Origin of the sequence: Nitrogeniibacter aestuarii (assembly GCF_017309585.1) — a bacterium.
Classification (GTDB): domain Bacteria; phylum Pseudomonadota; class Gammaproteobacteria; order Burkholderiales; family Rhodocyclaceae; genus Nitrogeniibacter; species Nitrogeniibacter aestuarii.
In genome coordinates this window covers 236,944-250,918 of record NZ_CP071321.1, presented here as the reverse complement: position 1 = coordinate 250,918, position 13,975 = coordinate 236,944, and the positions used below count along the sequence as shown (strand labels likewise).

At 66.1% G+C, this 13,975-nt stretch carries 6 protein-coding genes; 4 read left to right on the top strand and 2 right to left on the bottom strand.

Features of this window, described 5'->3' with window-relative positions; all coding sequences use genetic code 11:
- The first annotated feature begins 150 nt into the window (after positions 1-150).
- From J0W34_RS01100 to J0W34_RS01085, 4 genes are all read left to right on the top strand, one after another.
- Positions 151-2,157, top strand: a complete 2,007-nt coding sequence (locus tag J0W34_RS01100) for a TonB-dependent receptor plug domain-containing protein (protein ID WP_230970370.1) — start codon at positions 151-153, stop codon at positions 2,155-2,157.
- An 89-nt stretch (positions 2,158-2,246) separates the two neighbouring features.
- A complete protein-coding gene (locus tag J0W34_RS01095; RefSeq protein WP_230970369.1) occupies positions 2,247-3,551 on the top strand; it encodes a putative DNA modification/repair radical SAM protein in 1,305 nt (434 codons plus the stop codon).
- The gene (locus J0W34_RS01090; RefSeq protein WP_230970368.1) at positions 3,545-5,008 is read left to right on the top strand and encodes a UdgX family uracil-DNA binding protein; all 1,464 of its coding nucleotides are present in this window, start codon (positions 3,545-3,547) and stop codon (positions 5,006-5,008) included. Before J0W34_RS01095 ends, J0W34_RS01090 begins: the two co-directional genes overlap by 7 nt.
- Before the next feature lie 120 nt (positions 5,009-5,128).
- Positions 5,129-7,240: a catalase gene (locus J0W34_RS01085; RefSeq protein WP_230970367.1), complete on the top strand. Its 2,112-nt coding sequence runs from the start codon at positions 5,129-5,131 to the stop codon at positions 7,238-7,240.
- 513 nt (positions 7,241-7,753) lie between these two features.
- Here the strand turns inward: J0W34_RS01085 and J0W34_RS01080 are convergent.
- Positions 7,754-8,107 (bottom strand): YbaN family protein, encoded by a 354-nt coding sequence (locus J0W34_RS01080; RefSeq protein ID WP_230970366.1) that lies wholly within the window; start codon positions 8,105-8,107, stop codon positions 7,754-7,756.
- An 81-nt stretch (positions 8,108-8,188) separates the two neighbouring features.
- Complete coding sequence (uvrA, locus tag J0W34_RS01075; RefSeq protein ID WP_230970365.1) at positions 8,189-13,786, bottom strand: excinuclease ABC subunit UvrA; 5,598 nt, start codon at positions 13,784-13,786, stop codon at positions 8,189-8,191.
- Positions 13,787-13,975: the final 189 nt, after the last annotated feature.

Here is a 13,975-nt window from a genome sequence, read left to right as displayed (position 1 = left end):
AGGACACGGCCGGCACCCTGATGCCGGCCGTGTTTTTTTGTATCATGAGACGAACGACCGTGCTTAAAGTGAACAATTACCACTACGACGAAAGTTAAATCCGCTTATCCTCACTTCATTCTGATCAAGTTCTGGCCCCGGCGGCCCCGTATGAGCTCCATGCGTATATCGCTACCCATCACGGGTCTCCTTTTTTCCCTGCTGGCACCTGCCCTCTGTCATGGTCAGAAGTTCGAGGAAGACGCTTTCTTCGAGCCGCTGCCGGTCGTCCTGACGGCCTCCCGACTCCCCCAGTTGCTGGCCGACGCGCCCGGCTCAATCACTGTGATCGATCGCGACACGATCGAGGCGTCGAACTACCGCAACGTGTCGCGGCTGCTTCGCGCGGTCCCCGGTCTCAATATCGGCTACGAGCGCTCCCATGCCTCGTGGGTCAGTTATCACGGCATCGGCGTCAGCTCTCCGGGGGTCATGCAGGTGCTCGTCAACGGCGCAACGGTCGAGGTTCCGGTCAACTTCGGTGCCTTGAGCTGGACCACCATGCCAATCTTCTTGAGCGAGCTCGAGCAGATCGAGGTCCTTCGCGGCGCCAGCGCCAGCACCTACGGATCAACCTCCCTGCTCGGTTCTGCCAATCTGATCACCCGCAGTATCGGCGACACGCCGACAACCCACGTGAGAACATACCTGGGCGACAACGCCTTGCGCGATATCGAGATCGGCTGGTCGGGCCGAGTCGGCAACACGGGCACCCGCCTGATTGTGGGCGAACAGCATGAAGAGGGCTTTCGCGGTCTGGCTGACGATCGAAGCACACAACGACTGAGCCTCGTCACCGAAACGCGGATTGACGCTCACAATAGCCTCCATCTGCGACTCGGCAGCACGGGAGAGCGCACGGAGCGTGGCTACCCTGACTCCCCCTTCGGCTCCAACAAGGTTCGCGAATCACGCGACCGGCACACCCTGTTCCACCTGCGCTGGCTGAACGCGGAGGACACCGACCGCGAATGGTCGTTGGGCTTCTACCGTCAATACGTCCGTCTGGAAGACAGCTGGCTAACCTCATATGCCGTTTTCAACGACATCCACCTCTCGCGCGACCGCCGGGGCGGCACAAGCCGTTTCGAGCTTCAGCGCCGCGACCGGTTGGCCCGTTCGTTGCGCATCGCCTGGGGCGCGAGCACACAACGCGCAGAGACGGTGTCGCCGGCCCAGTTCGCACGCAGCGACAGCCTCGTTAGCCGTCAGAACAAGGTGTTCGCCAATGCCGAGTGGCAGGCCTCCGACATGGTAACGGTCAACGCCGGTCTGACCGCGGAAGACGCTGGCGAAGGCTGGCGCGTCAGCCCGCGGCTCTACACCAACCTCAAGGCAACCGCCGATACCACCTGGCGGATTGGCGCCTCACGGGTCTACCGCGCGCCAGAGGTTTTTGAAAAAGGCATTGATTTTCGTATCTACGACAGCGCCTTTCCCGGCGTGCTGCTCGCGCATCCCTTCGTACCCAACCCGGCGCTGCGCGAGACACGTGCCGACACGCTGGAAGCCGGAGTACTGTCGCGATTCGACAGCACCGGGACAACACTCGACCTGCGGCTGTTTCGGGAGCGACTGCAGAACCAGATCGTGCGACTGCCCGTATCGTCCCCTTCGCTGCTCTCTTCACAGATCCAGTCCACCCAGTTTCAGAATGCTGCCAGCACCACCACACTCACAGGCCTAGAGCTACAACTGGGCACACACCCATGGACCGGAGGCGAGTTTCAACTGGCCTGGAGTGTTGTCGACCGCGATGCGGGCAGCGAGGCCGCTTCGTCAGCGATTGCCCCATACGTCGCCAACCTGATCTGGAAGCAGCGCTGGCCGGCGCACTGGAGCAGCTACCTGAGCATCAATCGGGTGGGGCCGGTCGCCTCGGGCGACAGTTACCTGGCCAACGGCCGTGTCGTGGTCGAAGACCACACCACGTTCGATGTGTCCCTCACCCGCGCTTTCACCGCCTTTGGCCGACCGGCGACCGCCAGCCTCACTGCGCTCAACCTGGGCGGACGTCATCAGGAAATTGCCGACCCTGCCATGCAGCTGGTGTATGGCAACCGTGCCGCCAACCGGGTCTCACGACAGGTCTACGCCGGGCTGAACCTGCAGTTCTGACCCCCCGGTAAGCGGTCCGGAGGCCGCACGCCCTGGCTTGGCAGCCCTCATTCAAACGCTGTATATTTGAACAGCACAATGAGGGCCCCATGCTCGAACACAAAATCCGCATCCTTGCCGACGCCGCCAAGTTCGACGCCTCCTGTTCGTCCAGCGGGGCACCCCGGCGCGACTCCGCCGGCAGCAAGGGCATCGGCTCGACCGGCGGCATGGGTATCTGCCACAGCTACGCGCCGGACGGGCGCTGCATCTCCCTGCTCAAGATCCTGCTCACCAACTGGTGCATCTACGACTGCCTGTATTGCGTCAATCGCGAGAGCAGCAACACCCCCCGCGCCCGCTTCAAGGTCGAAGAACTGGTCGCACTCACCATGGACTTCTACCGGCGCAACCTCATCGAAGGCCTGTTCCTCAGCTCCGGCATCATCCGCAGCCCCGACTACACCATGGAGCAGCTCGTACTCGTGGCCAAGAAGCTACGGGAAGAAGAAAACTTCCGCGGCTACATCCACCTCAAGTCCATCCCCGATTGCAGCGAAGAGCTGCTGACCGAAGCCGGAAAATACGCCGACCGCCTGAGTATCAACGTCGAACTCCCCAGCGACGCAGCCATGAAAACGCTGGCCCCGGAGAAGGACATCGGCGACATCAAGCGCGCCATGGGCCGCATCCGCCTGGCCGTGGACGACAACAAGGAAGCCCGCAAGGCCCGCGCGCCTCGCACCATGGCCGGCGCCAAGCCCCGCATTGCCAAGCCGCCGCGCTTCGCCCCCGCCGGGCAGACCACCCAGATGGTGATCGGCGCGGACGACTCCAACGATGCGAGCATCCTGCGCACCAGCATCACGCTCTACCGCAACTACCAGCTGCGCCGGGTGTATTACTCCGCCTTCAGCCCCATCCCCGGTGCTCCGGCGGCGCTACCGTCCCGCGCGGCCCCGCTCATGCGCGAGCACCGGCTCTATCAGGCCGACTGGCTCATGCGCTTCTATGGCTTTGAGTGCGAAGAGATCGCCACCGACGGCGGCATGCTGTCGCTCGATATCGACCCGAAAATGGCCTGGGCGCTGGCACATCCTGAGCACTTCCCGGTGGATCTGAATCGCGCGTCCAAAGAGATGCTGCTGCGCGTGCCCGGCCTCGGCCCCACATCGGTTCAGCGCCTGCTCACCGCCCGGCGCGTGCGCCGCCTGCGCACCGACGACCTGCAACGCATGCGCCTGCCCCGCAAACGGGTGCTGCCCTTCGTGGTGCTGCCCGACCACCGGCCGGGCAGCAAGGATGTGGCGGCACTGGTGCAGGAAGACAAGCAGGCCACCGCACCGGTTCAGGGTGACCTGTTCGCGGATCCGATGCCCGCAGCACCGGCAGTATCCCGCCTGGAAGCATGCTGACGATCCAGCTCGACGGCCCCACCGACTGGACCGGGTTTCGCCTCGCCCTGCGCCATCTCATCAGCGAAGGCGTCGAACCGTCAGACGTGCGCTGGCAAACCGGCACCATCGAACACCAGGGCGGGCTGTTCGACGCCGACACCAGGGCAATGATTCATCCCCATGAACTGCCCACCCCGCCGGCCATGAACCTGCCCAAGGGCGCCGTGGACATGGCCGCCGTCGCCTTCCTCCACGCCGAGCCGGCGCGCTTCACTGCCATCCACACCTGCCTCGCCCGGGTCGCCGCCGACCGCCGTCACTGGCACGACACCCTCGCCCCTGAGCGCGTCGCGATGGAGCAGTTCGTCAAACAGGTGAGGCGCGAGAAGCACAAGATGAAAGCCTTCGTGCGCTTTCATCCAGTGGCCGATGCGCTGGGCAACGAGCGCTACCTGGCCTGGTTCGAGCCCGATCACTACATCGTCGATGCGGTGGCGCCTTTCTTCGCCAAGCGCTTCGCCGGCATGCGCTGGGCCATCTTCACGCCCAAAGGCTGCGTGGAGTGGGACGGCACCGCCCTGCGCCACGCCCCAGGCTGCGCCAGCCCGCCCTTCGCCCTGGACACCACCGATAGCGGCGAGTGGCTCGCCTACTACGAGAGCACGTTCAACCCGGCCCGCGCCAATCCAGACCAGATGCGCCGCGAAATGCCGGTGCGCTACTGGAAGAACCTGCCTGAGGCGCGCAGCATCCCCCGCCTGCTCAACGAGGCTCAAGCCCGCACGACCACCATGACCGAAGCCCCCGGCGAGGCGCGCGAGCGTCGCGCTGGCCACCTCCCTGGCCGCCCGACACGACAGATCTCGCCGGACGACGCGCGCGCCACGCTGGAGCGCGCCGTGCGCAACTGCCAGGACTGCCCGATCGGCGCCGCGGCCACCCAGGCCGTTTGCGGTGAAGGTCCGCTGGACGCCCCGGTGATGATCGTCGGCGAACAGCCCGGTGACCGTGAAGACCTCATCGGCCGTCCCTTCGTCGGCCCTGCCGGCAGCCTGCTGCGCGACGCGCTACAGCACCAGCCGTGGGCGCAGCACACGTACCTCACCAACGCGGTGAAGCACTTCAAATACGAAATGCGTGGCAAACGACGGCTGCACAAGACGCCAGGTCAACGCGAGGCTGCGGCCTGCTCGCAATGGCTCGATCACGAGATTGCGCTGGTGCAACCGCGCTGCATCGTCGCGCTGGGTGCCACCGCCGCGCGCAGCGTGCTCGGACAGAGCGTCCGCATCCATACCACTGAGGGCCAATGGCTGGCCCGACCCGATGGCACCCCGGTGCTTGTCCTTACCCACCCGTCCGCCCTTCTGCGCATGGCACCGGAGCAGCGCGAACGTGTCGAACCCGCCTGGCGCGCGGCCTTCGACCAGGTCCGTCACGTACTCGACAACGCCGCAGCCTCCGAACACGCCTGAGCGGGGATCGTTCATCTTCGCGGCATTGTCCGTCATATCCAGTCGGCATTGTCCGACAAGGCGGCGCGACGCCACTCGGTAGTCTCCTGAAGTCACCACACCCGACCAGGAAAACCGATCATGGCCAAGCGCAACCCCGGCGGCAGCACCGCCACCCCTGACACACGCATGTCCGCGCCCAAGGACGCCGAGACCCGACGCGGCAACGCCGGCGAACTGCAGCAGCAGGCCGGTGGCGAGCATCCCGCCCTGACCACCCAGCAGGGCACGGTCATTGCCGATAACCAGAACTCGCTGACTCAGGGCGCCAAAGGCCCGACGCTGCTGGAAGACTTCATCCTGCGCGAGAAGATCACCCACTTCGACCACGAACGTATCCCCGAGCGCATCGTGCATGCGCGCGGCACGGCGGCTCATGGTTACTTCGAGCTGACCGACCCGCTCAAGGGCATCACCACCGCCAAGGTGCTTACCGAGAAGGGCGCGCGCACGCCGGTGTTCTGCCGTATCTCCACTGTCGCCGGCGGCGCTGGCTCGGTGGATACGCCCCGCGACGTGCGCGGGTTCGCCGTCAAGTTCTACACCCAGGAAGGTAACTGGGATCTGGTTGGCAACAACATCCCGGTGTTCTTCATCCAGGACGCGATGAAGTTTCCCGACCTGATCCACGCGGTGAAGATGGAGCCGGATCGCGGCTACCCGCAAGCCGCCAGCGCCCACGACACGTTCTGGGACTATATCTCCCTCACCCCCGAGGCCATGCACATGGTCATGTGGGCCATGAGCGACCGCGCCATCCCGCGCAGCATCCGCATGATCGAGGGCTTCGGCATCCACACCTTCCGCCTCATCAATGCCAAGGGCGAATCCACCTTCGTGAAGTTCCACTGGCGGCCCAAGCTGGGCCTGCAATCCACCGTGTGGGACGAGGCGGTCAAGCTGCAGTGTGCCGACAACGACTTCCATCGCCGTGATCTTTTCGAAGCCATTCAGGCGGGTCAGTATCCCGAGTGGGAACTGGCCGTGCAGTTGTTCTCTGAAGAAGAAGCCGCCGGATTCCCCTTCGATCATCTCGACCCGACCAAGCTGATCCCGGAAGAGCTGGTGCCCCTTCGCACCATCGGGCGCATGGTGCTGGACCGCTGGCCGGACAACTTCTTTGCCGAGACCGAGCAGGTCGCCTTCTGCCCGGCCAACGTGGTCCCCGGCATCGATTTCTCCAACGACCCGCTGCTGCAGGGCCGCCTGTTCTCTTATCTGGACACCCAGCTCTCCCGACTCGGCAGCCCCAACTTTGCGCAGTTGCCGATCAATGCTCCCAAATGCCCGTTCCACAACAACCAGCGCGATGGCCACATGCAGATGCAGGTGCCGAAAGGCCGCGTCGCGTACGAGCCCAGCAGCCTGGAAGGCAACAGCCCGCGCGCTAGTGCCGCGACTGGCCTCCAGAGCTTTGCCGAGCGCATCGACGACCCGGCCAAGGGCCGTATCCGCCCCGAAAGCTTCGCCGACCACTACAGTCAGGCGCGTCAGTTCTATCGTAGCCAGACCCCGGTCGAGCAGGGCCATATCGCCTCGGCCATCGTCTTCGAGCTGTCCAAAGTGGAGACCGCCGAGGTGGTCGAGCGGGTGGTCAGCCATCTGCGGGTGATCGATCAGGACCTGGCCAAGGAAGTGGGCAAGGGGCTCGGCATGAGCAAGCTGCCCAAGGCGGCCAAACCCACCGTGCCGGTGCAGGACATGCCCGCCTCCCCCGCCCTGCAGGTCATCGGCAAGGCGAAAGACACGCTTGAAGGCCGTGTGATCGGCATCCTCGTTGCCGAGGGTTCCAACGGCAAGGCGGTGGATAGCTTCCGCAAGGCCGCCGAGAAAGCCGGCGCCATGGTCAAACTGGTCGCCCCGACCAAGCGTGTGAGCTTCAAGGACGGCACCGAAGTGGCTGTCGACGGCCAGTTGGCTGGCACGCCGAGCGTGGTCTTCGACGCCGTGGTGAGCATCCTCATGCCGAAGGAAGGCGAAAAACTCGCCGACGATCCGGCGGCCGTGAGCTGGTTCAGCGATGCCTACCACCACCTCAAGGCCATCGCCGCCTGCCCTGGCACCCAGATCATCCTCGAGCGCGCGCACGTGAAACACGACGACGGCGTGGTGGGCATCGATGATCCCAAGCCCTTCATCAAGGTCGCAGGTACGCGTCAGTGGTCGCGCGATCCGGCTAGCAAGAAGAAGTAATTTGGCGCGCCCGCGCGTAAAGCAAGGCTGGGGTTCAAGCCCCCGGTTAGCAACGACCGGGGGCTTTTTCGTCGAAGCAGGTGCGGTTAGTAGGCCGGATAAGCGCAGCGCCATCCGGCGTTCGCACCCTCCCGAGAGGCTGTGTTGCCGGATGGCGCATTCGCTTATCCGGCCTACGGAACATCCCTCAGGACGACAGCGGCCAACGCATTCTGGTCGCCATCACACGTCGCATCGCCGCGAGAACAGGTAGGGCGGAAGAGCCGCAGGCGTCATCCGCCGTTTCGGAGCTACCTGAGGGCAAAATTGGAGGATGACGCTCCGCTCTTCGGCCCTACGCACCGACGTAAAAATGCCGATCGCCCCCCAATCGGCGTGACCAACTCGGCTTCAATCAAGTTTAGGAGACGCCCCCGTAGGCCGGATAAGCGAAGCGCCATCCGGCGTTCGTACCCTCCCGAGAGGCTGTTTTGCCGGATGGCGCCTTCGCTTATCCGGCCAACGCGATTTTCCTCAGGACGACGGACGCGAGAGCATCCAGATCGCCACCAGACTGCACGTGGCCGCGGGCGTCCAGTGCCAGCCGTTGGGAATCCAGAACCAGCAGATGAGGGAGCTGAGGGCCATCATGAAGATGGCCATGCGCTTGGCGTAGGCTGGGATGGCGCCGCGTTCGCGCCAGGCGATGATGGAGGGGCCGAAGCGGGGGTCGGCCAGCAGCCGTGCTTCCCACGCGGGGTTGGCGCGGGCGAAGCAGAAGGCGGCGAGGAGGACGAACGGGGTCGTGGGCAGCAGCGGCAGGAAAATGCCGATGAAGCCCACGCCCAGAGCCAGCAGCCCGGCGCTCATGTAGAGCGGTCGTCGCATGATCACAGTGTCCTCCGCGGGTACTCAGATGGGACTCTATCAAACGGCCTCTGTTCCCTTCACCGGCCCGCGCGCCATCACCTACGCGTTCTGGCCGACCTTTCCAGCTTCATCGGCATGCTCACGGCGTAGCTTGAGAAATTCCGCCAGCAGTCGGGCCGTGTGCCCCTTACCCGCCTTGAGTACTTTCGCCACCGGGCCACTGGCGACGATCTGGCCGCCGCCGTCGCCGCCTTCCGGCCCCATGTCGATCAGCCAGTCGGCCTCGGCCATCACGTCCAGGTCATGCTCGATCACCACCACCGTGTTGCCCGCATCCACCAGCCGGTGCAGCACATGGATGAGCTTTTCCACGTCGGCCATGTGCAGGCCCACGGTGGGTTCGTCGAGCACATACAGGGTCTGCCCGGCGCTCACCCGGCCGCGCACCTTGCCGGCGGGGGTGAGCGATTTGGACAGCTCGGTCACCAGCTTGATGCGCTGGGCCTCGCCGCCCGAGAGCGTGGGGCTGGCCTGGCCGAGGGTGAGGTAACCCAGACCCACGTCCTGCATCAGTCTGAGGGCGTGGTGGATGCGCGGGTGTGCTGCGAAGAAGTCCACCGCTTCGTCGATGTCCATCGACAACACCTCGCCGATGTTCTTGCCGCGCCAACGCACTGACAGGGTCTCGCGGTTGAAGCGCCGGCCGCCGCAGGCCTCGCAGGGCACCTTCACGTCAGGCAGAAAGCTCATCTCGATGCGTTGCTGGCCCTGCCCTTCGCACACCGGGCATCGGCCGTCGCCGGTGTTGAAGGAGAAGCGCCCCGCCGCCCAGCCGCGCATGCGCGCCTCGCTGGTGTCGGCAAAGGCCTTGCGGATCAGATCCCAGAAGCCCACGTAGGTGGCCGGGCAGGAGCGTGGCGTCTTGCCGATGGGGGTCTGGTCCACTTCCAACACCCGCTCGATCTGCTCCACGCCCTCGATGGCCTTGCAGCCGGGGGCCTCGCCTTCGTGGATCAGGGCCTTGATGCCTTCGAGCAGCACATCGCGGGCGAGTGTGGACTTGCCCGAGCCGGACACCCCGGTCACCACCGTGAGCCGTTGCAGCGGGATGCGCGCGTCCACGCCGCGCAGGTTGTGCAGGCTGGCGCCGCGCACCCACAGGCTGTCGTCGTCCTTGCCGACGGCGCGCGGCGGGTAGAGCGGGTGCTGCAGGGGCGCGCGCAGGTGCTTGCCAGTCACCGATTCCGGCGAAGCGATCAGCGCCTCGGCATTGCCTTCGGCCACGATGCGGCCGCCCCGCACGCCAGCGCCCGGCCCCAGGTCGATCACATGGTCGGCGCGGCGGATGGTGTCTTCGTCATGCTCCACCACCACCAGGGTGTTGCCCTTGGCTTCCAGCTCGGCCAGGGTGTCGAGCAGCACCCGGTTGTCACGCGGGTGCAGGCCGATGGTTGGCTCGTCGAGGATGTAGCACACCCCCGTCAGGCTCGAGCCCAGCTGCGCCGCCAGGCGGATGCGCTGCGCCTCGCCGCCGGACAGCGTCGGCGCCGCCCGGTCGAGCGCCAGATAGCCCAGGCCCACCTGTTGCAGAAAGCCCAGCCGGCTGCCCAGCTCGGCCACGATGTCGCGGGCGATGTCGGCCTCGCGGCCGGTGAGCGCCATGCCCTTCACGAAGTCCGCCACCGCATCCACCGACCCGGCCGTCAGTGCATGAATCGGCCGGTCGGCAAAGCGCACCGCCCGCGCCACCGGGTTCAGTCGCGCGCCCTCGCAGCTCGGGCAGGTTTCGGTGGGCTCCTCGTCCATGGACGCCAGGTCCAGGTCGTGCACTTCCTCTTCCTTCACCTTGCCGACCACCAGCCCGGTGCCGAAACACGAGTTGCACCAGCCATGCTTGCTGTTGAACGAGAACAGCCGCGGGTCCAGCTCGGGGAAGCTCTTGCCGCAGCTCGGGCAGGCCCGGTGGGTGGAGAACACTTCGGGCTTGGCGCCCACGGTGCCCAGGCGCAGCACCTTGAGCACGCCCTTGCCCACGTCCAGCGCCTCCTTCACCTGCTCGCGCAGCAGGCCCTCGTGCTCGGGGCCGACCTTGACCATACCCACCGGCAGTTCGATGGTGTGCTCCACATAGCGGTCCAGGCGCGGCCACTTGCGGGTGGGCAGGTAGTCGCCATCCACCCGCAGTTGCTCGTAACCCTTGCCCCGCGCCCACTTGGCCAGATCGGTGTACAGGCCCTTGCGGTTGTTGATGAGCGGCGCGAGCAGCTCCACCGAGTGGCCCCGGTGCTCTTCGCTGATGCGCGCGATGATGGATTCGAAACTCTGCGGCGACACCGGCACGTCGCAGGTGGGGCAATACTGGGTGCCCAGCTTCACGTAGATCAGGCGCAGGAAGTGGTACAGCTCGGTGAGCGTGGCCACCGTGCTCTTGCGCCCGCCCCGGCTGGTGCGCTGCTCGATGGCCACCGTGGGCGGGATGCCGAAGATGGCGTCCACCTCGGGCCGCGCCGCCGGCTGCACGAACTGGCGGGCATAGGCATTGAGCGATTCCAGATAGCGCCGCTGCCCCTCGCCGAAGAGGATGTCGAAGGCCAGCGTGGACTTGCCCGAGCCGGACACCCCGGTGATCACCGTAAAGCCCTCGCGCGGGATGTCCACGTCGATGTTCTTGAGGTTGTGCTCGCGGGCGTGGCGGATGCTCACCGCCCCGGCGGAACGCGGCCGGTAGGCCACCGACTTTTCCGCCACCTTGAAGGCGGTGGCGGGTTTCGACAGCTCCGCCTCGTACTCGGCCAGCGCCCGCCCGGTGTGGGATGTCGGGTGCTTTGCCACCTCGGCGGGCGTGCCCTCGGCGATCAGCAGGCCACCGCCCTCGCCCCCTTCAGGCCCCAGGTCCACCAGCCAGTCGGCGGCGCGGATCACGTCCAGGTTGTGTTCGATCACCAGCAGCGAGTGCCCGGCATCCACCAGCTTCTGGAACGCCTTGAGCAGGCGCGCGGTGTCGTCGAAGTGCAGGCCGGTGGTGGGCTCGTCGAACAGAAACAGCGTGCCACCCGGCTTCTGCTTCTTGCCCGGATTGCGCTTCTTCGCCTTGGCCGCAAACTCGGCCAGATGCCCCGCCAGTTTCAGGCGCTGGGCCTCGCCGCCCGAGAGCGTGGGCACCGGCTGGCCGAGGCGCAGGTAGTCCAGCCCCACATCGATGATCGGCTGCAGCGCGGTGGCGATGGCGGCGTCGCCGTCGAAAAAGGCCAGCGCCTCGGAGACGGTCATCTCCAGCACGTCGGCCACATTGCGCCCGTCGATCTCCAGCTCCAGCACCTCGGGGCGGTAGCGCTTGCCGTCGCAGTCCGGGCAGCGCAGATACACGTCGGAGAGGAACTGCATCTCCACATGCTCGAAGCCCGAGCCGGTGCACGTGGGGCAGCGCCCCTGGCCGGCGTTGAAGCTGAAGGTGCCCGGCGTGTAGCCGCGCTGCTTGGCCGCCGGCAGATTGGCAAAACGCGCGCGCACCGCGTCCCAGGCGCCCACATAGCTCACCGGGTTGGAGCGCGAGCTCTTGCCGATGGGGCTCTGGTCCACCATCACCACGTCGTCGATGAAACCGATGCCGGTGATGTCTTCATGGGCACCGGGCGCCTCGGTGGGCTGGCCGAAGTGCTTGAGCAAGGCGGGATAGAGCACGTCCTGCACCAGGGTGGATTTGCCCGAGCCAGAGACGCCGGTCACGCACACCATGCGCCCCAGCGGCAGGGACACGTCGATGCCCTGCAGGTTGTGCTCGCGCACCCCGTGCAGCACCAGCCGGGGGGTGTCGTCGTCCAGCGGCTGGGGCGGCGTGCCGCCGTCGATGCGCTTGCGGCCCGACAGGTAGTCGGCGGTCAGCGTCGTGCCCTCGGCGCGCAGGGCGTCCGGCGTGCCGGAGAACACGATCTGCCCGCCCCGCTCGCCCGGGCCGGGGCCGATGTCGAAAATATGGTCGGCGGCCAGCATCACCGCCGGGTCATGCTCCACCACCACCAGCGAGTTGCCCGCGTCGCGCAGGCGGCGCATCACCTGCACGATACGGTCCATGTCGCGCGGGTGCAGGCCAATCGAGGGCTCATCGAGCACGAACAACGTGTTCACCAGCGAGGTGCCCAGCGCCGTGGTGAGGTTGATCCGCTGCACCTCGCCGCCCGACAGGGTGCGGCTCTGGCGGTCCAGCGTGAGGTAGCTCAGACCCACCTCGTTGAGATAGCGCACCCGGGTGCGGATCTCGTCGCACACCAGCCGGGTGGCCTCGTCCTCGGCGGAATGGCCCTCGGGCTGGATGGTGTCCATGAAGCGCCCCAGCCGCTCGATGGAGAGCTGCATCAGGTCATGGATGCACAGGCCCGGCAGCGTGGGCAGCAACTCGGGCGTCATGCCCGGCGGCAGCAGGCGGTCGGCCAGCGGCATCACGTCGTCGGCGGCTGCGGCTGAGCCGGTCCTCCAGTAAAGCGCTTCGGGTTTGAGTCGGGCCCCGTGGCACGACGGGCACTCGGTATAGCTGCGGTACTTCGACAGCAGCACCCGAACATGCATCTTGTAGGCCTTGGTCTCCAGCCAGTCGAAGAAGCGGCGCACCCCGTACCACACGCCCGGCCAGGAGCGGCTCCAGTTCTTCCACTTGTCCTCGCCTTCCAGCACCCAGTGCTTCTGTGCGTCGGTGAGGTCGCGCCAGGGCACGTCGAGGGGGATGCCGGCCTTCTTGGCCATCATCTCCATGTCGTCCTGGCATTCGGAATAGCTCGCCGTCTGCCAGGGCTTCACCGCGCCCTGCTTGAGCGTCTTGCTCTCGTCCGGCACCACCAGCCCGAAGTCGATGCCGATCACCCGGCCAAAGCCACGGCAGGTCTCACAGGCGCCCAGGGGCGAGTTGAAGGAAAACAGGCTGGGCAGCGGCTCGCCATAGGCGATGTCGCAATCGGCGCAGTGAAAGTCCTGCGAAAAGCGCCACACCGCGCCCTCGTTGCCCTCGCCATCCATCACCCGCACCGCCATGCGCCCCTGCCCGGTGCGCAGCGCCGCCTCCACCGCCTCGCCAATGCGGGCGGGCTCCGCCGACCCGGCGCGGAAGCGATCCTGAATCACCCACAGCCGGTCGCCCTCGCTGCCATGGATGCGGGTGTAACCCTGCTGCTCCAGATAGCCGCGAATCTCGTCCTCGGTGAAATTGGCCGGCACATCGATGGGAAAGGTCACATGCAGGCGCGGGTCGCCCGCCTCGGCCGCCCGCGCCGTCACCGCCGCCGTGATGCTGTCCGGCGTGTCCCGCTGCACATGCTGGCCGCAGCACTTGCAGTGCAGATGCCCGGTGCGGGCGAACAGCAGCTTGAAGTGGTCGGTGAGCTCCGTCATGGTGCCCACCGTGGATCGCGAGGTGCGCACCGGATTGGTCTGGTCAATCGCAATCGCCGGCGGCACCCCCTCGATACGGCTCACATGAGGCTTGTCCATGCGGTCCAGAAACTGCCGCGCATAGGGCGAAAAGGTCTCTACATACCGCCGCTGCCCCTCGGCATACAGCGTGTCGAACACCAGCGACGACTTGCCCGACCCCGACGGCCCGGTGAACACCACCAGCGCCCCCAGGGGGATCTCCAGATCCAGGTTCTTCAGATTGTTCTGGGTCGCGCCGGTAATGCGGATGACATCGGCGGTAGAGCGGTCGGACATGGGGATCTCTGAGGCAGCGAAGTGGACTCAGAGAGGATACCGGAACTGGAGAAAAGTTCAGTAGTGCGTGTGCAGGGAGTTGCGGCTTCGACGGTAGGGTGCGTAGCCCGGATGCAGCGAAGCGGAATCCGGGGTCAGTTGGAGATCCACCAATGACTCCCGGAGTCCGGCCCGCGATCCTTGTTCAGG